This is a genomic window from Bradyrhizobium sp. ERR14, assembly GCF_014198235.1.
Taxonomy (GTDB): domain Bacteria; phylum Pseudomonadota; class Alphaproteobacteria; order Rhizobiales; family Xanthobacteraceae; genus Bradyrhizobium.
Map to the genome: position 1 here is coordinate 301,383 of NZ_JACIHD010000003.1, position 21,750 is coordinate 323,132.

At 64.9% G+C, this 21,750-nt stretch carries 20 protein-coding genes; 19 read left to right on the forward strand and 1 reads right to left on the reverse strand.

Annotated elements, in window-relative coordinates; all coding sequences use genetic code 11:
• Positions 1 to 26: 26 nt before the first annotated feature.
• The 10 genes from GGD62_RS11210 to trmB all read left to right on the forward strand — a co-directional run bounded on the left by GGD62_RS11210 (position 27) and on the right by trmB (position 9,776).
• Positions 27 to 482 carry a Fur family transcriptional regulator gene (locus GGD62_RS11210; protein WP_018319430.1) on the forward strand — a complete coding sequence of 152 codons (456 nt, stop codon included), beginning with the start codon at positions 27 to 29 and terminating at the stop codon, positions 480 to 482.
• A 79-nt stretch (positions 483 to 561) separates the two neighbouring features.
• Positions 562 to 1,242, forward strand: a complete 681-nt coding sequence (locus tag GGD62_RS11215) for an HAD family hydrolase (protein WP_183708494.1) — start codon at positions 562 to 564, stop codon at positions 1,240 to 1,242.
• A 189-nt stretch (positions 1,243 to 1,431) separates the two neighbouring features.
• Complete coding sequence (miaB, locus tag GGD62_RS11220) at positions 1,432 to 2,826, forward strand: tRNA (N6-isopentenyl adenosine(37)-C2)-methylthiotransferase MiaB (RefSeq protein WP_018319428.1); 1,395 nt, start codon at positions 1,432 to 1,434, stop codon at positions 2,824 to 2,826.
• A 64-nt stretch (positions 2,827 to 2,890) separates the two neighbouring features.
• Positions 2,891 to 3,889: a PhoH family protein gene (locus GGD62_RS11225; protein ID WP_018319427.1), complete on the forward strand. Its 999-nt coding sequence runs from the start codon at positions 2,891 to 2,893 to the stop codon at positions 3,887 to 3,889.
• Positions 3,890 to 3,972: 83 nt separating this feature from the next.
• A complete protein-coding gene (gene ybeY, locus GGD62_RS11230; protein WP_246800060.1) occupies positions 3,973 to 4,461 on the forward strand; it encodes an rRNA maturation RNase YbeY in 489 nt (162 codons plus the stop codon).
• 1 nt (position 4,462) lies between these two features.
• A complete protein-coding gene (locus GGD62_RS11235; RefSeq protein WP_246800061.1) occupies positions 4,463 to 5,581 on the forward strand; it encodes a hemolysin family protein in 1,119 nt (372 codons plus the stop codon).
• A complete protein-coding gene (gene lnt / locus GGD62_RS11240) occupies positions 5,578 to 7,191 on the forward strand; it encodes an apolipoprotein N-acyltransferase (RefSeq protein ID WP_183708502.1) in 1,614 nt (537 codons plus the stop codon). Before GGD62_RS11235 ends, lnt begins: the two co-directional genes overlap by 4 nt.
• A gap of 221 nt (positions 7,192 to 7,412) precedes the next feature.
• Positions 7,413 to 7,826, forward strand: coding sequence for a helix-turn-helix domain-containing protein (locus tag GGD62_RS11245; protein WP_018319423.1), 414 nt, complete (start codon positions 7,413 to 7,415; stop codon positions 7,824 to 7,826).
• 85 nt (positions 7,827 to 7,911) lie between these two features.
• The gene (locus GGD62_RS11250; protein ID WP_183708504.1) at positions 7,912 to 9,069 is read left to right on the forward strand and encodes a M20 family metallopeptidase; all 1,158 of its coding nucleotides are present in this window, start codon (positions 7,912 to 7,914) and stop codon (positions 9,067 to 9,069) included.
• Positions 9,066 to 9,776, forward strand: a complete 711-nt coding sequence (trmB, locus tag GGD62_RS11255; RefSeq protein WP_018319421.1) for a tRNA (guanosine(46)-N7)-methyltransferase TrmB — start codon at positions 9,066 to 9,068, stop codon at positions 9,774 to 9,776. The genes GGD62_RS11250 and trmB overlap by 4 nt, the downstream gene beginning before the upstream one ends.
• Here trmB and GGD62_RS11260 read toward each other — a convergent pair.
• Positions 9,773 to 10,855 (reverse strand): DUF2336 domain-containing protein, encoded by a 1,083-nt coding sequence (locus GGD62_RS11260; RefSeq protein WP_183708506.1) that lies wholly within the window; start codon positions 10,853 to 10,855, stop codon positions 9,773 to 9,775. The two genes, trmB and GGD62_RS11260, sit on opposite strands and share 4 nt — an antisense overlap.
• Before the next feature lie 82 nt (positions 10,856 to 10,937).
• Between GGD62_RS11260 and GGD62_RS40580 the strand changes: the two genes are divergently transcribed.
• The 9 genes from GGD62_RS40580 to pnp all read left to right on the forward strand — a co-directional run bounded on the left by GGD62_RS40580 (position 10,938) and on the right by pnp (position 21,617).
• On the forward strand, positions 10,938 to 11,216 hold the full coding sequence (locus GGD62_RS40580; RefSeq protein ID WP_210317799.1) for a hypothetical protein: 279 nt from the start codon (positions 10,938 to 10,940) through the stop codon (positions 11,214 to 11,216).
• A 1-nt stretch (position 11,217) separates the two neighbouring features.
• Positions 11,218 to 11,973, forward strand: coding sequence for a ribosome maturation factor RimP (rimP, locus tag GGD62_RS11265; protein WP_018319419.1), 756 nt, complete (start codon positions 11,218 to 11,220; stop codon positions 11,971 to 11,973).
• Positions 11,974 to 11,975: 2 nt separating this feature from the next.
• Complete coding sequence (gene nusA / locus GGD62_RS11270; RefSeq protein WP_018319418.1) at positions 11,976 to 13,586, forward strand: transcription termination factor NusA; 1,611 nt, start codon at positions 11,976 to 11,978, stop codon at positions 13,584 to 13,586.
• 23 nt (positions 13,587 to 13,609) lie between these two features.
• Positions 13,610 to 14,293 carry an RNA-binding protein gene (locus tag GGD62_RS11275; protein ID WP_018319417.1) on the forward strand — a complete coding sequence of 228 codons (684 nt, stop codon included), beginning with the start codon at positions 13,610 to 13,612 and terminating at the stop codon, positions 14,291 to 14,293.
• Between the two features lie 69 nt (positions 14,294 to 14,362).
• Entirely contained in the window at positions 14,363 to 17,071 is a 2,709-nt protein-coding gene (gene infB, locus GGD62_RS11280) for a translation initiation factor IF-2 (RefSeq protein WP_183708508.1), read from the forward strand.
• A gap of 155 nt (positions 17,072 to 17,226) precedes the next feature.
• Positions 17,227 to 17,673 carry a 30S ribosome-binding factor RbfA gene (gene rbfA / locus GGD62_RS11285; RefSeq protein ID WP_018319415.1) on the forward strand — a complete coding sequence of 149 codons (447 nt, stop codon included), beginning with the start codon at positions 17,227 to 17,229 and terminating at the stop codon, positions 17,671 to 17,673.
• Complete coding sequence (gene truB / locus GGD62_RS11290) at positions 17,670 to 18,806, forward strand: tRNA pseudouridine(55) synthase TruB (protein ID WP_183708511.1); 1,137 nt, start codon at positions 17,670 to 17,672, stop codon at positions 18,804 to 18,806. Before rbfA ends, truB begins: the two co-directional genes overlap by 4 nt.
• A 2-nt stretch (positions 18,807 to 18,808) precedes the next feature.
• Positions 18,809 to 19,078, forward strand: a complete 270-nt coding sequence (rpsO, locus tag GGD62_RS11295) for a 30S ribosomal protein S15 (RefSeq protein ID WP_008131787.1) — start codon at positions 18,809 to 18,811, stop codon at positions 19,076 to 19,078.
• A gap of 376 nt (positions 19,079 to 19,454) precedes the next feature.
• Entirely contained in the window at positions 19,455 to 21,617 is a 2,163-nt protein-coding gene (pnp, locus tag GGD62_RS11300; protein WP_018319413.1) for a polyribonucleotide nucleotidyltransferase, read from the forward strand.
• Positions 21,618 to 21,750: the final 133 nt, after the last annotated feature.

The window sequence follows — 21,750 nt, forward strand, 5'->3', positions numbered from 1 at the left end:
AAGCGCCCCCGCCAGGCAGACAAACTATGACCGCACTGAAACCTTCTTCCGCGTCCAAGGCGTCCGGCATCGAGGCGCGCTGTGCCGCCACCGGCATGCGCATGACCGAGCAGCGCCGTGTCATCGCCCGCGTGCTCGCGGAGGCGATCGATCATCCCGATGTCGAGGAACTGTACCGTCGCTGCGTTGCCGTCGACGACAAGATCTCGATTTCGACCGTGTATCGCACCGTCAAGCTGTTCGAGGATGCCGGCATCATCGAGCGCCATGATTTCCGCGAGGGCCGCGCGCGCTACGAGCAGATGCGCGACAGCCATCACGATCACCTCATCAATCTGCGCGACGGCAAGGTGATCGAGTTCACCTCCGAGGAGATCGAGAAGCTGCAGGCGGAAATCGCCCGCAAGCTCGGCTACCGGCTGGTCGATCACCGGCTCGAGCTCTATTGCGTCCCGCTCGACGACGACAAGCCGACGTCTTGAGTGGCATGATCTCCGCGCAAACGCGTTTCGCGTTTGTTGCGCGGGAAAACCGCTACACACTTTTCCGGATCATGCCTTAGTGCCGATAGACCTCATCATCTTCGATTGCGACGGTGTACTCGTGGACAGCGAGGTGATCTCCTGTCGCGCCCATGCCGATGTGCTGACGCGGCACGGCTATCCGATCACCTCGGAGCAGGTGTTCGAACGTTTCCTCGGCCGCTCAACGCGGCAGGCCAATCTGGAGATCGAGACCGAGCTTGGCCGCAAGCTGCCCGAGGCCTATCACGGCGATCTGCAGGACGAGCTGTTCCGCTCGTTCGAGGCCGACCTCGAGGCGATCCGCGGCATTCGCGATGTGCTTGATGTCGTCACGCAAGCCGTCTGCGTCGCCTCTAGCGGCTCGCATCAGCGCATGCGCGTGAGCCTGGGAAGCACCGGCCTCTACGAACGTCTCGCGCCAAATATCTTCTCGGCCTCGCAGGTGAGGAACGGCAAGCCGGCGCCGGACCTGTTCCTGTTCGCGGCGAACGAAATGGGCCTGCCGCCCGAGCGCTGTGTCGTGATCGAGGACAGCCTGGCCGGAATTGCCGGCGCCCGGGCCGCCGGCATGACGGTGTTCGGCTTTTACGGGGGCAGCCACTGCGGGGAGGGCCATGCCGAGACCCTGCGTCAGGCCGGCGCTGACTTGACCTTTGCCGACATGCATCAATTGCCGGAGTTGGTCCGGCGGGTCGGCGCGGATGTCCTGGCGGGCTGAGGGGCTTCTTCCCGGTCATTCCGGAGCACGCGCGGAGGCGTGAACCCGGAATCTCGCCCAAAACCTACCGGATCCCGGGTTCGCGACTGCGTCGCGCCCCGGAATAACGGCTCAAGAGGCTCCATTCGCTGGATTTTCGTCCCTCCAACCTATATTTGAAGGCCGTCCTCCACCTCCATTCCAGGTTCCATGACGCCGCCGCGCAAGCTGCACATCAAATCATATGGCTGCCAGATGAACGTCTACGATGCCCAGCGCATGGTGGACACGCTGGCTCCGGAAGGATTCGTTGAGACGGCCAGCGCTGAAGACGCCGACCTCGTCATCCTCAACACCTGCCACATCCGCGAGAAGGCGTCCGAAAAGGTCTATTCGGAGCTGGGCCGATTGCGCGTCGCCAAGGACGAGGCTGCGCGCGGCGGGCGAGCGATGCAGATCGCGGTTGCCGGCTGCGTCGCGCAGGCCGAGGGCGAGGAGATCGTGCGCCGCGCGCCTGTCGTGGATGTCGTGGTCGGACCGCAGAGCTATCATCACCTGCCGGAGCTGCTGAAGCGCGCCGGCAACGAAGGCCGCGCGATCGAGACCGAGTTTCCGGCCCAGGACAAGTTCGGCTTCCTGGCTCAACCCAAGCCCGACGCGATCCGGGCGCGCGGCATTTCCGCTTTCGTCACGGTGCAGGAAGGTTGCGACAAGTTCTGCACCTTCTGCGTCGTGCCCTACACGCGCGGCTCGGAAGTCTCGCGCCCTGTCGCCAAGATCGTCGACGATGTGAAGCGGCTCGCCGACAACGGCGTGCGCGAGCTGACGCTGATCGGGCAGAACGTCAACGCCTATCATGGCGAGGGACCAGACGGGAAAACCTGGCCGCTCGGCAGGCTGCTCGAGCATCTGGCGACAATTCCCGGCATCGCGCGGCTGCGCTATTCGACCAGCCACCCCCGCGACGTCGACGACAGCCTGATTGCCGCCCATCGCGATCTCGGTGCCCTGATGCCGTTCGTGCACCTGCCGGTGCAATCGGGTTCGGACCGCATTCTGGCGGCCATGAACCGGAAACATACCGCCGATGATTATCGGCGGGTCATCGACCGTTTCCGCGCCGCGCGGCAAGACATTGCTTTTTCATCAGATTTTATCGTGGGTTTCCCCGGCGAGGACGAGCAAGATTTTCTCGCCACCCTCGCGCTTGTCACGCAAATCGGCTACGCTGCGGCTTATTCGTTCAAATACTCCGCCCGGCCGGGAACGCCGGCCGCGGACATGCAGGAGACGGTGTCCCCCGCCGAGATGGACCAGCGATTGGAGCGGATCCAGGAACTGATCGACAGCCAGCAATCGGCCTTCAACAAGGCCGCGATTGGCTCAACGGTCGATGTGCTGTTCGAGCGTCCGGCCCGCAAGGACGGCCAGATCGTCGGCCGCACCGCATTCCTGCAGCCCGCCCATGTGATGGCCTCGCCCGACATCATCGGACACATCCTGCCTGTCAGGATCGACAGCCTCGAACGCTACAGCTTTCTCGGTGAGCTCGTGACGCCGCGTGGGGCGCACGAGCCCGCTTTATCGCCAGCCATCGGAGCCTGAACCCTTGCCAAAAAGCGCATCGGATTCGTCTTCTCTCGCTCCCAGCCGCAAATTTGACCGCGACATGCAAGTTCCGCCCGAGACCCAGGTCGTCATCGACTTCGACGACAACCGCGCCGCTTCCGCGCTGGTCGGCCCCTACGGCCAGCATCTGGCGCAGATCGAGCGGCGGCTCGGCGTCGTCGTCGATTCCAAGGGCAACCACATCACGATCGGCGGCACGCGCGACGGCTGCGACGCCGCACGCCGCGTGCTGGAGATGCTCTACGCGCAGGCCGTGAAGGGGCAGGATCTGGACCAGGGCGAGGTCGAGGGCGCGATCCGCGCGGTCATCGCGCAAGGCTCGCTGTTCGAGTTCGACGCCAAATCGGCCAAAGGGGCGACCTTCGACAGCATCAATCTGCGCAAGCGTCCGGTGCGCGCGCGCACCGCCGCCCAGGACTCCTATATCCGCGCGCTGAAGCGCCACGAGCTCGTGTTCGGCATCGGCCCGGCCGGCACCGGCAAGACCTGGCTCGCGGTCGCACATGCCGCGCAGCTGTTCGAGCGCAAGGAGGTCGACAAGATCATCCTGTCGCGGCCGGCGGTGGAAGCCGGCGAGCGGCTCGGCTTCCTGCCCGGTGATCTCCGCGAGAAGGTCGATCCTTATCTCCGCCCGATCTACGACGCGCTCTACGACCTCATGGATGCGCGCATCGTCGAGCGCGCGCTCCAGACCGGCGAGATCGAGATCGCGCCACTCGCCTTCATGCGCGGCCGCACCCTCACCAACGCCGCCATCATCCTGGACGAGGCGCAGAACACCACGTCGATGCAGATGAAGATGTTTTTGACGCGCCTCGGCGAGAACAGCCGCATGATCGTGACCGGCGATCCCTCGCAGATCGACCTGCCGAACGGCCAGACCTCGGGCCTGGCCGAGGCGACCCGCCTCCTGGGCGGCGTCGAGGGCATTGCCCAGGTTCATTTCAAAGCCGAGGACGTGATCCGCCACGAACTCGTGGCGCGAATCGTCGCCGCTTACGAAGGCTCGCCGCAGCGGCCGGCCGCCGGCAAATCCTGACGAGGCAACAGCCGGACCCAGAGGACGCGGATGAAGGCGCCTCATCGTTCCGAACAAAGACAATGTCACATCCGAACCTTCCCATGACCGAGGTCCTCGTCGTCGCCGATTGCTGGCAGCGCGAGCCCGATTCCGAAGCCGTGATCCAGCGCGCGGTTGCGGCCGCCGCCGAGAATGTCGACGAAGACGTCGCCGACGCGGAAGTGGCGGTGATGCTGACCGATGATGCCGGCATCCGCACCCTCAACAGCAACTGGCGCGGCATCGACAAGCCGACCAACGTGCTGTCGTTTCCCGCACTCCAGCCGGAGGGCGAGTGGAAGCCGGGCGATGCGCCGCGCATGCTCGGCGATATCGCGATCGCCTACGAGACCATGCGGCGCGAGGCGGACGAGGAACACAAGCCGTTCGACCACCATTTGAGCCATCTCGCCGTGCACGGCTTCCTGCACCTGATCGGCTACGATCACGAGAACGACGGCGACGCCGAGGAGATGGAAGCCCTGGAGACGCAGATCCTGGCTCACCTTGGAATTCCCGATCCCTATGCAGACCGCGCAGGGACGCACTGAGATGCCGGACTCCGACCCGATTCACGACAACCCACGCCACACGGTCAATCTGCCGGCCGTGGTGACCCAGGGCGAGGTGATGCGCCCGACCGCCGATGGCTGGCTCCTGCGCGCCATCCGCACGCTGTTCGGCTGGAAGGCGGGATCGGTGCGCGACGACCTCCAGGTCGTGCTCGATGCGACCACGCCCGACGACACCGGCTTCTCGGCGGTCGAGCGCACCATGCTGCGCAACATCCTCGGTCTGCACGAGCGCCGCATCGCCGACGTCATGGTCCATCGTGCCGACGTCGTCGCGGTGAAGCGCGACATCCCGCTCGGCGAGTTGATGGACCGCTTCGAGAGCGCCGGCCATTCGCGCCTCGTGGTCTACAACGAGACGCTCGACGATCCCGTCGGCATCGTCCACATCCGTGACTTGCTCGCCTTCATGACCGCGCGTGCGCGCGTGCCGGAAGCCACCAAGACCAAGCGCAAGAAGCCGCTGCCGGCCGGGCTCGACCTCCGCGCCGTCGATCTCGCGCTGCCGCTCGAGGAAGCGCGCATCATCCGCAAGCTGCTCTACGTGCCGCCGTCGATGCGGGCGATCGACCTGCTCGCGCAGATGCAGGCCACGCGCATTCACCTCGCGCTGGTGGTCGACGAATATGGCGGCAGCGACGGGCTGGTTTCGCTCGAGGACATCGTCGAGCAGATCGTCGGCGAGATCGACGACGAGCACGACAGCGACGAGCCGCCGTCGATCGTGCGGCTGCCCGACAATGCCTTCATCGCCGACGCCCGTGCCAGCCTCGACGACGTCCGCTCGGTGATCGGCGAGGATTTCGTCACCGGCGAGGCCGGCGAGGAAGTGGAGACGCTGGGCGGCTATCTCGTCAGCTTCGTCGGGCGCCTGCCGGTGCGCGGCGAGGTGATCTCGGGTCCCGGCAATTACGAGATCGAGGTGCTCGATGCCGATCCGCGCCGCGTCAAGCGGCTGCGCATCTCGACGCGGAAGGAGCGTCCCGCGCCGCGCACCCAGCGCGAGAGCCGGCGCCGCGAGGCTGCGCCGGACAGCGGTCCATCGCCGGCCAATGACACGCCCAGCCCGTCGCCAAGCGACGGGACCGGCCAACAGTGAGCCCGTTCCAGCGACTTCGGCAGATTGCGCTTGCCATCATCCTTGCCTGGGGATGGAAACGCGCCGTCATCGCCATGGGGTGCGGAGCGCTGTCGGTGCTGGCGCTGGCGCCGTTCAACCTCTTCCCGGTGCTGTTCATCACCTTCCCGGTGCTGGTCTGGCTGATTGACGGTGCCGGCGCCGGACGCTATCGCGGCGTCCCCGCCGCGGCGCTGACCGGCTACTGGTTCGGACTCGGCTATTTCGTCCCCGGCCTCTACTGGATCGGCTACGCCTTCTTCGTCGAGGCCGACGTGTTCGCCTGGCTGACGCCGTTCGCCGTGCTCGGCCTGCCGGCCTATCTGTCCATCTTCACGGCGATCGGTTTTGCGCTGGCGCGCCTGCTCTGGACCAAGAACGCCACGCGCGTGCTTGCACTTGCGGCAAGCCTCACAATCAGCGAATGGCTGCGCGGCCACCTGCTGACCGGCTTTCCCTGGAACGCGTTCGGCTATGCGCTGTCCGAGCCGCTGCCGCTGGCGCAGACGGCCTCGCTGGTCGGCCTGTGGGGCATGACGTTCTTGACGGTTGCGATCTTCGCGAGCCCCGCGACGCTGATCGACCGCACGCCCGATCGCCGCTTGGCGTGGCGGGCGCCGGCGGCTGCAATCGCGCTCCTGCTTGTCATGAGCATCTTCGGCGCGATCCGCCTGTCGCTGCATCCGACCACGATGGTCTCAGGCGCCAAGCTGCGCCTGATGCAGCCGAACCTGCAGCAGGACGCCAAATTCAATTACGCCGCCAAGTCGGAGGTGATGAAAAAATATTTGGCGCTGTCGGACCGCGCCTCCGGCCCGCAATCGACCGGCGTGCGCGATGCCACTATCCTGATCTGGCCGGAATCCGCATTTCCGTTCTTCCTGACCCGGGAAGCCGACGCGATGGCACAGATCGCCGATCTTCTGCCCAAGGGCACGGTGCTGATCACGGGGTCGGTCCGCGCGCCCGACCTGCCGCGCGGCACGCCGATCACGCGTGCCTATAATTCGATCTACGTCATCGATCACGACGGCAGCGTGCTCGCAGTGTACGACAAGTTGCATTTGGTGCCGTTCGGAGAATTTCTTCCCTACCAGGCACTGATGGAGAAGCTCGGTTTCGAGCAACTGACGCGGGTGCGCGGCGGCTTCATTCCCGGCACGGTGCGGCATGCGCTGCAGGTGCCCGGCGCGCCGCCCGCGCTACCGCTGATCTGTTACGAGGCAATCTTTCCCGGCGAGGTGGCTGGACGCAACGAACGTCCGGGCTGGATCGTGAACCTCACCAATGACGGTTGGTTCGGCATCTCGACCGGCCCCTATCAGCATCTGGAGCAGTCGCGCATGCGCGCGATCGAGCTGGGATTGCCGCTGGTCCGCTCTGCCAATACCGGTATCTCTGCGGTGATCGATCCAATGGGCCGCACCGTCGCCAGCCTCGGTCTCGGCATCGAAGGCATTTTGGATGCAAGCCTGCCTGCCGCGATATCACCGACCGTCTATGCGCGGGTTGGCGATGTGCCGGCCGCCATGCTCGTCGCGCTGGCCGTGATTCTGGCGGTCCGCCGACATGTCACCAAGCGGAAGGCCTGATCGCGCCGTCGCCGCGGAGGCGGCCGGAAACTTTTGACAACCGTAGTCCCACGGTTGACAGACTGCACATGGGCTCCCCATTCTGCACCGGCTGCAAAAGACAGTGGGCATTGCTAAATTTCTCCGCAATGTTTCCCAATAAGAGGGTCTGATTTGACGATGCTTGCACCTGAGGCACTCCAGTTGATTGCGCTGAAGGTGGTGTTTGGAGGGCTGAGGAAATGTCGAAAGCGCCCAACCCTGTTGACAAATATGTCGGCAGTCGCGTGCGTATGCGCCGCATCATGTTGGGCATGAGCCAGGAAAAGCTCGGTGAAGCTTTGGGCCTGACTTTCCAGCAGATCCAGAAATACGAGAAGGGCACGAACCGGGTCGGTGCGAGCCGCATCCAGCAGATCGCCGAAATTCTCCAGGTGCCGGTGTCGTTCCTGTTCGAGGGCGGCCCGAGCGGCGTGCCGGGTCCGGATGGCTTCAGCGAAGGCGCCTCGCCTTCCTATGTGTCGGACTTTCTCGCGACGTCCGAAGGACTTGCACTGACCAAGGCGTTCACGCGAATTACCGATTCGAAGATGCGCCGCTCGATCGTCGATCTCGTCGAGCAGATTGCGGCTCGCGAAGGTCCCGACAAGCGCTGATCGCCAGCTCAATGGCGATTTGAGACCGCGTCAAATCTGGCCTATGTCGTCATTTGTGGCCGCGCTTTGATGCGCGTCCGCTTCGATGATGCGATTCAAAGGCACAGATGCGTCCATGGCCAGCTCCAATTGGTTCGATTCCCAAACTATTCTCGATGGCATCCGCCGCTGGGTGGAGGTCGAGACGCCGACGGAAGCGCCCGAACAGGTCAACAGGCTGATCTCAATGGTCGCGGAGCGGTACCGCGATCTGCCTGTCACGCTCGAACGCGTCGCCGGCGTCGATGGTTGCGGCGATCATCTCATGGCGCGCTCGAATTGGGGGCAGGACCGGCCGGGCATCCTGGTGCTGAGCCACCTCGATACCGTCCATCCCATGGGATTCATCGAACGTCTGCCGTTCAAGGTCGAAGGCGACGTCGCGTACGGTCCCGGCATCTACGACATGAAGGGCGGCGCCTACATCGCCCATCACGCGTTTGCCGCGCTGTGTGCCACAGCCGATCGCTCGCCGCTCGGCATCACGCATTTGTTCACCTCCGACGAGGAGATCGGAAGTCCCACCTCGCGCGCACTCATCGAGACGGAAGGGCGCAAGGCCAAATACGTGCTGGTGACGGAGCCGGCGCGCGACGGCGGCAAGATCGTCACCGGGCGCAAGGGCGTCGGACGCTTCAAGGTGTTCATCAAGGGCGTGCCCGCGCATGCCGGCTCGCGGCCGGAAGACGGCCGCAGCGCCGTGCGCGAGCTTGGCAACGTCATCCTCGCCCTGGAAGGGATGAACGACCTGACTCGCGGCGTGAGCGTCAATGTCGGCGTGGTGCGTGGCGGCACGCGCCCCAACGTCACGCCGGAAGCGGCCTATGCCGAGGTCGATCTGCGCGTGCTGAGCCTCAAGGACGCAGAGGAGTTCGTCGGCAAGATCCTTGGGCTGACGTCGAAGACCGACGGCGTCACCGTTACCGTCACCGGCGAGCTCAACCGTCCGCCCTATGAAAAGAGCAACGCAGGCGCCTCGCTGTACGAGCACGCGAAGACACTCGCCGGCGAGATCGGCTTCGATCTGGTCGACACCCACACCGGCGGCGGCTCGGACGGCAATTTCACCGCGGCCCATACCGCAACGCTCGACGGCCTCGGCGTCGACGGCAAGGGCGCGCACACTCATTATGAGCAGCTCTATATCTCGTCGCTCGCGCCGCGCGCGCGGCTGCTCCACCGCCTGTACCAGACGCTGCGATGAGCGAGCGCAAATCAGAGCCCGGTCGCGATGACAGCGAGCGCGCGTTCTTCGGACGCCGCAAGGGGCACAAGCTCAGGCAGCATCAGGCCGAGCTGATCGGTCAACTGCTGCCGCATCTGGCGCTCGACATCGACGGCGAGGCGCCGGCGGATGCAAGCGAGATCTTCGATCCCGCCGCCGACGATGTCAGGCTCGAGATCGGCTTCGGCGGCGGCGAGCATCTCGCGGCCGAGGCCCAGAGCTTCGCCACGACAGGCTTCATCGGCTGCGAGCCCTATGTCAACGGCATGGCCAAGATCCTCGCGCAGATCGAGGCCGCCAACATCGGCAACATTCGTCTGTTTGCGGGCGATGCCGCCGAGCTGCTGGCCTGGCTGCCCAAGGCATCGCTGTCGCGGATCGACCTGATCCATCCCGATCCCTGGCCGAAGCGGCGGCACTGGAAACGGCGCTTCGTCCAGGACAGGACGATCGCCGCGATGGCGCGCGTGCTGAAGCCGAACGGCGAATTCCGCTTCGTCTGCGACATCGACGATTACTGCGCCTGGACGCTGTCGCATCTTGCGCGTTCGCAGGATTTCGTCTGGCTGGCCGAACGCGCCGACGATTTCAGGCAGCCATGGGCGGGCTACACCATGACGCGCTACGGCCGGAAGGCCGCGCGCGAAGGACGGAAGGCTGCGTATCTGCGGTTCAGACGACTCTAGATCGTCTGCCGGTTGCGCCAGAAATTGACGACGCGCTCGGCGGTCGTCGGCATCAGGCGCGTGAAGTTCACGCGCGCGGCCTCGATATCGGCATCGGCCGGCGTGCGATGCGGACCGTACCAGAGCAGGATGAGCGCGCGCACCGTGGGCCAGCCGAGATTCAGCACGCGGCCGAGAATGAGGATCGGGTCGTAGCGGTCGCCTGCGATCAGGCGGTCGAGCACAGAGAGGCGAACGCCGGACATCGCCGAAAGCGAGGCGATCGATTCCTCGTATTTGTTCGCCTTGGCGAAGCCGAGCAGCGCGCTCTCGCCGAGATGGCCCTCGCGATGCAGGGTGAGCACCGTGCGCTGGGCCGCGGAGAAATCGCGCCGTGGCCCCGGCGGCAGCGCCGCCTCCTCGATGGCCAGCATCGCGCGCTTGATCTCGACCTGGCGCGCGGGATTGACCACGCTGGAGAGCCGGCGGCGGATAACGTCGAGCGTACCGTCGAGAAGCTGTTTCAGGTTCTCGCCGGAGAGATCACCGCGCTGGCCGATCTTGAGCGTCAGCACGCCGTCCTGTGCGGCGCGCTTGATCAGCTCGGAATAGCTGCCAGGCGAGAACACCGCACCGGCATTGCCCGCGGCGCGGCGCACCACGTCGCGATCGCCGCGCTCCACCAGCACGTCGGTGATGACGGGAGACAAAGCGGGGCGCTCCGTCATCGCAAGCAAATGCCCCTGGCCCTTCAGCCGCGCGATCTCGACCAGTGCGGCGTCATCGAGCACGGGCGAGCGGCGCAGCACGGGGCCGGCCACCATGATCTCGTTCTCGCGCGCGAGTTGATTGACCAGATGCGGCGGCGCGTTGTTCAGGTGCGAGAAGCGCTCGGCGAGGTCGACGCGCGAGGCAAGCTCCGCATGCGGGACGAGATCGATCAGGAGGTTGTCGAAGAGATCGATGAGCTCGGGCCGAAGATTGGCGGAATCCTGGAAGAACAATTCGGAGATGGCCCGCGCGATTTCGCCGCGTCGCCGCGGATCGCCGCGTTTGACGATATCGTCCAGTCCGGGAATGAGCGACGTGGCAACGGTCATGAAAACGCTACTCGAACAGGGCACGCCGCGGGTGCGCCCTTGGTCCAAGCCGCCCCACAATCAGGGAATTTAGCCCCCCGAGGTGAAGGAAGCGTTAGGCCCGGAGCGCCGCGAATCGGGCGCAAAAAGCCTCGTCTGGCCCGCGATGGGCCTTGTCCGGGGGGACAGAAAGCGCTATATCAGCGCCAATTCATCTTCTCATACGATCCGCGTAGTGAGAGTGGGCCCGAAAGGACCCGCTCTTTTTTATTACCCGAACGCGGCTTGGCGGAAGATGCTGCCCGACGCGCTGTCGGGAAGTTCCGAAGCGGGCTTTGAAAATCGTAACCAAGCCTTAACCATCGAGCGCCTTGACCCCTGATATGACCGAACCGAACACTGGTTCCACGGATGCCGAGTTGCTGGCCGAGCCGAGGCTCGTGGTCGAGCCGGGCGTGGCAGCACGTGTGTCCGCGGTCGCAGCACCGGTGCTCGAGGGCATGGGCTACCGTCTGGTGCGGATCCGCATTTCCGGGGAAGCCGGCTGCACCGTGCAGATCATGGCCGAGCGGCCGGACGGCTCGATGCAGCTCGAGGATTGCGAGGCGATCTCGCGGGCGCTGTCGCCCGTGCTCGATGTTGCCGACCCCATCGATCGCGCCTACCGGCTGGAAATCTCCTCGCCGGGAATCGACCGGCCGCTGGTCCGCCGTTCCGATTTCGAGCGCTATTCCGGCCATCTGGTGAAGATCGAGATGGCGGTTGCCCATGAGGGGCGCAAGCGGTTCCGCGGCATGATCGGTCCCGTCGAAGGCGACCGCGTGCATCTGCGTCGCGACGACGTCAAGGCGGGCGATGATCCCGACGTGCTCCTGACGATGGAGGATATCGGCGAGGCCCGCTTGGTGCTGACCGACGAGCTGATCGCCGAATCGATGCGCCGCGGCAAGGCCGAGGAGCGCCAGATGCGCCGCGATCTCGGCCTGGAGCCGCCGCAGGCGCCGCACGCCAAAATCAGCGAAAAGACCACCAAGAACACCAGGCCGAAGAAGAAGCCGGCCCCGACCAATACGAAGAAGCATCGCCTGGCCGCCGAACGCGCGCGACGGGGCGAGATCGAGCCTGACGAAGGAGACTAGCCATGGCAGTCAGCGCCAATCGACTTGAGTTGCTCCAGATCGCCGATGCCGTTGCGCGCGAGAAATCGATCGACCGCGGCATCGTCATCGCGGCGATGGAGGACGCCATCGCCAAGGCGGCGCGCGCCCGTTACGGCAGCGAAACTGACGTTCACGCCGAGATCGACCCGAAGAAGGGCGAGCTGCGGCTGTCGCGCCACATGCTGGTGGTCGAGAAGGTCGAAAACCATTCCAACCAGATCTCGCTGGTGGACGCGCAACGCGCCAATCCCGGTGCCCAGGTCGGCGACACCATCGCCGACACCCTGCCGCCGCTGGAATATGGCCGCATCGCCGCGCAATCGGCCAAGCAGGTCATCGTGCAGAAGGTGCGCGAGGCCGAGCGCGACCGGCAATATCAGGAATTCAAGGATCGCATCGGCGACATCGTCAACGGCGTCGTCAAGCGCGTCGAATATGGCAGCGTGATCGTCGACCTCGGCCGCGGCGAAGCCATCATCCGCCGCGACGAGATGCTGCCGCGCGAAGTCTTCCGCAACGGCGACCGCGTCCGTGCCTACATCTTCGACGTCCGCCGCGAGACGAGAGGTCCGCAGATCTTCCTCTCCCGCACCCATCCGCAGTTCATGGCGAAGCTGTTCGCGCAGGAAGTGCCGGAAATCTATGACGGCATCGTCGAGATCAAGGCGGTTGCCCGCGATCCGGGCTCGCGCGCAAAAATCGGCGTGATTTCCCGCGATTCCTCGGTCGATCCGGTCGGCGCCTGCGTCGGCATGCGCGGCTCGCGCGTGCAGGCCGTGGTGAACGAATTGCAGGGCGAGAAGATCGACATCATTCCGTGGTCGCCCGACATCGCGACCTTCGTGGTCAACGCGCTGGCACCGGCCGAAGTCTCCAAGGTCGTGATCGACGAAGACCGCGAGCGCATCGAGGTCGTCGTGCCCGACACCAACAACCAGCTCTCGCTGGCGATCGGCCGCCGCGGCCAGAACGTGCGTCTGGCCTCGCAGCTCACCGGCTGGGACATCGACATCCTGACCGAGCAGGAGGAATCGGAGCGCCGCCAGGCCGACTTCGAGAACTCCACCCGCGTCTTCATGGAATCGCTCAACGTCGACGAAGTGGTCGGCCAGCTGCTGGCGTCCGAAGGCTTCACCTCGGTCGAAGAACTCGCCATGGTGGATCTCAAGGAACTCGCCGGCATCGAAGGTTTTGACGAGGAGACCGCGCAGGAACTGCAGAGCCGTGCCCGCGAATATCTCGAGCAGCAGGAAGCTGAGATCGAGGCCAGGCGCAAAGAGCTCGGTGTCGAGGACGCGGTCAAGGACGTGCCCGGCGTCACCTCGAAGATGCTGGTGAAGTTCGGCGAGAACGACATCAAGACGGTCGACGACCTCGCCGGCTGCGCCACCGACGATCTGGTCGGCTGGACCGAACGCAAGGAAGGCGGCGAGCAGACCAAGTTCCCCGGCGCGCTCGACGGTATCGACATCTCCCGTGACGATGCCGAGGCGATGATCATGCAGGCCCGCGTCAAGGCCGGCTGGATCACCGAGGCCGATCTGGCCAAGCCCGCCGAGGAGGCTGAAGCCACCGAAGATCAGCCGGCTTAAGGGCAAAGGAGAATGTCGCCCGGATGCTCACCGATACTGACCCCGAACTCGACCATGGCCCGCGGACCGAAAGGTCCGCGACCATGCGGATGTGCGCGGTCAGTCGGCAGGTCCGGCCGATCGACGAGCTGATCCGCTTCGTCATTTCGCCGCAAGGCGACGTAGTTCCAGATCTCAAGCGCAAGCTGCCCGGACGCGGCATGTGGCTCACCGCCTCACGCGGGGTGGTTGCGGAAGCCGTCCGGCGTCACCAATTTAGCAAGGCCTTCAAGCGCGAGCTGCGCATCCCTCAGACGCTTCCTGCCGATATCGAGGCGCTCCTGGTTCGGAGCGTGACGGAAGCCCTTGGGATCGCCGCCAAAGCGGGTCAGGTCGTGGCCGGCTTCGGCAAGGTCGAAAGCGCCCTTCGGGAAGGCACGGCCGGGGTCCTGATCCACGCCAGCGACGGGGCCGCGGACGGAATCCGCAAATTGGACATGCTGGCGCGTCAAAATGCCGGAAATCGCGGCGCCAAGCCGCAGATTCCCGTCGTCACCGCGTTGAAATCGTTAGAATTGGATTTGGCACTGACCCGGTCAAATGTGATACATGCTGCCCTGCTCGCGGGCCCGGCGAGCAAGTCATTCCTGTCACGTAGCCAGATGCTGGTCCGATACCGGATGGCGGACGCTGACAAGACTGCCGAAAAGCCCGGCCAGGATTTCTGAGAGATACGACGACCCAATAGGACGGTGCGGCAACGCACAACACTGATAAATCAGGATTAGGACTGCTGAATGGTTGATACCAAGACCCCTGACGACAAGAAGCTGAGCGTTCCGAGCAAGACGCTATCGCTCAAGCCGCGCGTCGAAACGGGCACTGTCCGCCAGAGCTTCAGCCATGGCCGCAGCAAGCAGGTCGTGGTCGAGAAGCGCGGCAAGCGCCGCATCGACGGCAGTGCCGAACCGCAGGCTCCCACGGTCGTCGCGAAGCCGGCGCCGGCCGCGCCAACTCCGACGCCCGCTCCGTCGCGCCCTGCGCCGCCGCGCAACGCCGGATCCGGCGTGGTGCTGCGCACGCTGACCGAGGACGAACGTTCCGCCCGCGCCAGCGCGCTGGCCGATGCCAAGGTGCGCGAAGTCGAAGAGCGCCGCCAGGCCGAGGAAGAGGCCCAGCGCCGCGCTGTTCGCGAAGCCGCTGAACGCGTCGAGCGCGAAGCTGCCGAATCCCGCCGCAAGGCCGAGGAAGAGCGTCACCGTCACGAGGACGAAGCCAAGCGCAAGGCAGAGACCGAGGCCAAGAAGCGTTTTGGCGAAGGCGAGCAGCCGGCATCCGCGCCGCGCCCCGCAGCCGCCGCCCCGGCCGCTCCGGCGCCGCGCCCCGGCGCCGCCGCAGCGCGCCCTGGTACCACCACGGCACGCCCGGGAACATCGACCGCGCGCCCGGGAACGACCACAGCGAGACCGGCAGGTGGCCCGTTGGGCCGCGCTCCCGCGGTTGCTGCCGGCCCGGACGAGGACGATGGTCCTCGCCAGATCCGCCGCGGTCCCGGCGGCGCCGCGCGTCCCGTGGTAGCCCCCAAGCCCACCCACAAGCCCGGCCCGCAGAAGGAGCGCGGCCGCCTGACCGTCGTCACCGCTCTCAATGCCGACGAAGTCCGCGAGCGTTCGATCGCCTCGTTCCGCCGCCGTACCCAGCGCCTGAAGGGCCACGCCTCGAACGAGCCGAAGGAAAAGCTCATCCGCGAGGTGGTCATTCCGGAAGCGATCACGATCCAGGAGCTCGCCAACCGCATGGCCGAGCGCGCGGTCGACGTGATCCGCATGCTGATGAAGCAGGGCGCGATGCACAAGATCACCGACGTGATCGACGCCGACACCGCGCAGCTCATTGCCGAAGAGCTCGGCCACACCGTCAAGCGCGTTGCTGCGTCCGACGTTGAAGAGGGTCTGTTCGACGCCACCGACGATTCGACCGATACCGAGACGCGTTCGCCCGTGGTGACCGTCATGGGTCACGTCGACCACGGCAAGACTTCGCTGCTCGACGCGCTCCGTCATGCCAACGTCGTCTCCGGCGAAGCCGGCGGCATCACCCAGCATATCGGCGCCTATCAGGTGCTGTCGCCCGAAAGCGGCAAGAAGATCACCTTCATCGACACGCCCGGCCACGCCGCGTTCACCGCGATGCGCGCCCGCGGCGCCAAGGTGACCGACATCGTCGTGCTGGTGGTTGCGGCCGATGACGGCGTCATGCCGCAGACGATCGAAGCCATCAACCACGCCAAGGCGGCGCGGGTGCCGATCATCGTTGCCATCAACAAGATCGACAAGCCCGATGCCAAGCCCGAGCGCGTGCGCACCGAGCTGCTCCAGCACGAGGTGCAGGTGGAATCCTTCGGCGGCGAAGTCGTCGACGTCGAAGTGTCCGCCAAGAACAAGACCAATCTCGACAAGCTGCTCGAGATGATCGCGCTCCAGGCCGACATCCTCGACCTCAAGACCAATTCGGAACGGCCGGCCGAGGGCACCGTGATCGAGGCCAAGCTCGATCGCGGCCGCGGTCCGGTCGCGACCGTGCTGGTCCAGCGCGGCACGCTCCGGGTCGGCGACATCATCGTCGCAGGCGCCGAGATGGGCCGCGTCCGCGCGCTGATCTCGGATCAGGGCGAGACCGTGCAGGAAGCAGGTCCCTCGGTGCCGGTCGAAGTGCTCGGCTTCAACGGTCCGCCGGAAGCCGGCGATCGTCTCGCCGTGGTCGAGAACGAAGCCCGCGCCCGCCAGGTCACCAGCTACCGTGCGCACCAGAAGCGCGAGAACGCGGCTGCCTCGATCTCCGGCATGCGCGGCTCGCTCGAGCAGATGATGTCGCAATTGAAGACCGCGGGCCGCAAGGAATTCCCGCTGATCATCAAGGCCGACGTGCAGGGCTCGCTGGAAGCGATCCTCGGCTCGCTGGAGAAGCTCGGCACCGACGAAGTCGCAGCCCGCATCCTGCATGCCGGCGTCGGCGGCATCTCGGAATCCGACGTGACGCTGGCCGAAGGCTTCAACGCCGCGATCATCGGCTTCTCGGTTCGTGCCAACAAGGAGGCCGCTGCGGCGGCCAAGCGCAACGGCATCGAGATCCGCTACTACAACATCATCTACGACCTTGTGGACGACGTGAAGAAGGCGATGAGCGGCCTGCTCGCGCCGACCTTGCGCGAAACCATGCTCGGCAATGCCTCCATCCTGGAGATCTTCAACATCTCCAAGGTCGGCAAGGTCGCCGGCTGCCGCGTCACCGACGGCACCGTGGAACGCGGCGCCAATGTGCGCCTGATCCGCGACAACGTCGTCGTGCACGAAGGCAAGCTGTCGACGCTGAAGCGCTTCAAGGACGAAGTGAAGGAAGTCCAGTCCGGTCAGGAATGCGGCATGGCCTTCGAGAACTACCACGACATGCGCGCAGGCGATGTCATCGAGTGTTATCGCGTGGAGACGATCCAGCGCTCCCTGTAAGTCCAAATCTTACCGAAGCGACTGGATCTTTTTGAGCTGAAATTGCGGGAGTGCGATGGCCGGATTTATTCCGGCCATCGCACCGCATTCGTTTCAACAGGACAAATGACAATGCTCGTGTCCCAAACGCGGGCATGACGAGGTGATTTTCGAGAATGCCACGCCATCATCAGAAAAAAAATTCCGCACCCGGCGGAGGCTCGCAACGTCAGTTGCGCGTCGGCGAGCAGGTTCGCCACGCGATGGCCGATATTCTGGCGCAAGGCAATGTGCATGATGCGGATCTCGAAGGCCACATCATCACCGTGCCGGAGGTGCGGATGTCGCCCGACCTGAAGCTCGCGACAGTCTATGTGATGCCGCTCGGTGGCCACGACACAGCGGTCGTCATTGCTGCGCTCGAACGCAACAAGAAGTTTCTGCGCGGCGAGGTCGCGCGGCGCGTTAACCTGAAATTTGCACCTGATCTTCGTTTCCGCGTCGACGAACGATTCGACGAAGCGGAACGGATCGAGAAGCTTTTGCGAACACCTGCGGTTCAGAAGGACCTCGAACAGGATTTGGAACAGGATCCGGAGACGGATCGGGAAGAAGAACGATGACCATGGACCCGGCTCACGACACGATCAGCGGCGAACAGGCCGATCAGCGCGACGTGCAGAAAAATAATTTTGCGGACGACAATTTTGCGGACCTGGGCGGCAATTCCCGGCCGCATCAGGAGCCGCGCCGCGTCAACAACGATCCGCGCGCCAATGCCAAGCAGAAGGGCAACCAGGTTCGCCGCGACCGGCGTGACGTCCATGGCTGGGTCGTGCTCGACAAGCCGATCGGCATGACCTCGACGCAGGCGGTCGCGGTGCTGAAGCGCCTGTTCAACGCCAAGCGCGCCGGACACGCCGGCACGCTCGATCCGCTCGCCTCGGGCGGGCTGCCGATTGCGCTCGGGGAAGCCACCAAGACCGTTCCCTTCGTCATGGACGGCCGCAAGCGCTACCAGTTCACGGTGTGCTGGGGCGAGGAGCGCGACACCGACGACATCGAGGGCCGGGTGACCGCGACCTCGGACCAGCGTCCGACCCGCGAGGCCATCCTGGCCCTGTTGCCCCGCTTCACCGGGGTGATCGAGCAGATCCCGCCGCGTTATTCCGCGATCAAGGTCCAGGGCGAGCGCGCCTACGACCTCGCCCGCGACGGCGAGGTCGTGGAGCTGGCCCCCCGCCCGGTCGAGATTCACCAATTAACCCTTGTGGATCAACCGGATAGAGATCGGGCCGTATTCGAGGCCGAATGCGGCAAGGGCACCTATGTCCGGGCACTGGCCCGCGATATGGGCCGGATTCTCGGCACTTTCGGCCATATCTGCGCGCTCAGGCGGACCCTGGTCGGCCCATTTGGCGAAAACGACATGATTCCGCTGGATCAGCTGGAGGCTTTGTGCGATAGAGCCGCGTCCGGCGAGGGTAGCCTCGCGGACGCGCTTATGCCCGTTGAGACCGCGCTGGACGACATCCCGGCACTGGCCGTCACTCGGGCTGATGCGGCAAGGCTCCATCGGGGCCAGGCCGTTTTGTTGCGCGGACGGGATGCGCCCACTTGTAGCGGCACAGTCTATGTCACGGTGGCAGGCCGTCTTCTCGCGCTTGCTGAAGTCGGCAATGGCGAAATCATCCCCAAGCGTGTGTTCAACCTGACCGGCCTTACTGCCAGCCCCGGTCGCAACGAGAGAAATTGACGATGTCGATTGCCGCAGAACGCAAAGCGGAAGTCATCAAGACGAATGCCAACAAGGCCGGCGACACCGGCTCGCCCGAGGTTCAGGTCGCGATCCTGTCGGAACGCATCAACAACCTCACCAACCATTTCAAGACCCACGTGAAGGACAACCATTCGCGTCGCGGCCTCTTGAAGCTGGTTTCGACCCGCCGCTCGCTGCTCGACTACCTCAAGAAGCGAGACGAGGCGCGTTACAAGGCGCTGCTCGAGAAGCACAACATTCGCCGTTAAGAGTTCTTGCGCGCGCCAACGGCGCGCGTTTTCGCACGTGGTTTCGAACGAAAGCGCTTATTTTAAGCTTTTTGATCGAGGTTGCGCGCACGTCGGAGACGGATCGTTGATGATTCGCATCCGGGGCACGATCAGCGAAGACCGCGGTTCGGTGTTCGCATTCGTGCCGACTGACAGTCCAGCAGCAATCCGGCGGCTGGGCACAACGGGCAAGGCGCCCGTATGACCCGAAAGGATGGACGCCATCCGAAATCCAAAAACCATGGCAGGATCGCAGGACGCTGATCACCCGCTTCGATCAGCGCCCCGCAATCTTGCGCATGGTTTTTGTTTTTCGAGCCGTCCTTCTTTCGAGAACCCATGAAAGAAGACATCTATGTTCAATAAGCATTCGGTCGAGATCGACTGGGGTGGACGCACTCTCAAGCTGGAAACCGGCAAGATCGCCCGTCAGGCCGACGGCGCCGTCGTCGCCACCTATGGCGAGACCGTGGTGCTCGCCACCGTCGTCGCGGCGAAGGCGCCCCGCGAAGGCGTCGACTTCCTGCCTCTGACCGTCGACTACCAGGAGAAGACCTACGCTGCGGGCCGCATTCCCGGCGGCTATTTCAAGCGCGAGGGACGTCCGACCGAGAAGGAGACGCTGGTCTCCCGCCTGATCGACCGTCCGATCCGTCCGCTGTTCGTCGACGGCTGGCGCAACGAGACCCAGGTGATCGCCACCGTGCTGTCGCACGACATGGAAAACGACCCTGACATCGTCGCGCTGGTGGCTTCGTCCGCTGCGCTGACGCTGTCCGGCGCGCCCTTCAAGGGCCCGATCGGCGCCGCCCGCGTCGGCTTCGCCAATGACGAGTTCATCCTCAACCCGACGCTCGACGAGATGGTCGACACCCAGCTCGACCTCGTCGTCGCCGGCACCGCCGACGCCGTGCTGATGGTGGAATCGGAAGCCAAGGAACTGAACGAAGACATCATGCTCGGCGCCGTGATGTTCGGTCACCGCCACTTCCAGCCGGTGATCAACGCGATCATCGAGCTCGCCGAGAAGGCGGCCAAGGAGCCGCGCGAAGTCACCGTCATCGACAATTCGGCGCTCGAGAAGGAAATGCTCGGCCTGGTCGAGCAGGAGCTGCGCGCCGCCTACGCCATTCCGGTCAAGCAGGATCGCTACGCTGCGGTCGGCAAGGTCAAGGAAAAGGTGATCGCCCACTACTTCCCGGAAGGGCAGGAGCCGAAATACGACAAGCTGCGCATCGCCGGCGTGTTCAAGGAGCTCGAAGCCAAGATCGTTCGCTGGAACATCCTCGATACCGGCAAGCGCATCGACGGTCGCGACAGCAAGACCGTGCGCAATATCGTCGCCGAAGTCGGCGTGCTGCCCCGCGCCCACGGTTCGGCGCTGTTCACCCGCGGCGAGACCCAGGCGATGGTCGTGACCACGCTCGGCACCGGCGAGGACGAGCAGTACATCGACGCGCTGTCGGGAACGTACAAAGAGACGTTCCTGCTGCACTACAACTTCCCTCCCTACTCGGTCGGTGAGACCGGTCGCCTCGGCGGCACCAAGCGTCGCGAGATCGGCCACGGCAAGCTGGCCTGGCGCGCGATCCACCCGGTGCTGCCGCCGCATCACGAATTCCCCTACACCACGCGCGTGGTGTCGGAGATCACCGAGTCGAACGGCTCGTCCTCGATGGCTTCGGTCTGCGGCGCTTCGCTCGCGCTGATGGATGCCGGCGTGCCGTTGAAGCGGCCGACCGCGGGCATCGCGATGGGCCTGATCCTCGAAGACAAGCGCTTCGCGGTTCTCTCGGACATCCTCGGTGACGAGGACCATCTCGGCGACATGGACTTCAAGGTCGCCGGTACCGAGCAAGGCATCACCTCGCTCCAGATGGACATCAAGATCGAGGGCATCACCGAAGAGATCATGAAGGTCGCGCTCGCCCAGGCCAAGGATGGACGTATCCACATCCTCGGCGAGATGGCCAAGGCGCTCACCAACGCCCGTGCCGAGCTCGGCGAATACGCGCCGCGCATCGAGACCTTCAAGATCGCCACCGACAAGATCCGCGAAGTGATCGGCACCGGCGGCAAGGTGATCCGCGAGATCGTCGAGAAGACCGGCGCCAAGGTCAACATCGAGGACGACGGCACCGTGAAGGTCGCCTCCAGCGATGGCGAGGCGATGAAGGCCGCGATCAAGTGGATCAAGTCGATCGCCTCCGATCCGGAAGTCGGCCAGATCTATGACGGCACCGTCGTCAAGGTGATGGAGTTCGGCGCTTTCGTGAACTTCTTCGGCTCCAAGGACGGTCTCGTCCACATCAGCCAGCTGGCGTCGGCGCGCGTGCAGAAGACCTCCGACGTCGTCAAGGAAGGCGACAAGGTCAAGGTCAAGCTGCTCGGCTTCGACGATCGCGGCAAGACCCGCCTGTCGATGAAGGTGGTCGATCAGACCACCGGCGAAGACCTCGAGGGCAAGGACAAGGGCGGCGAGGGCGAGAAGGCCCCGCGCGAAGCAGCCGGCGAGTAAGCCTCGCTACACTGCAGAAAACGAAAGGGCGGCCGAAAGGCCGCCCTTTTTGTTTGTGCCGCTCCGGGCGAGATGCGCCCCCTCTCCCGCTTGCGGGGGAGGGTTGGGTGGCAGTGCTTCCGCAAAGAGACTC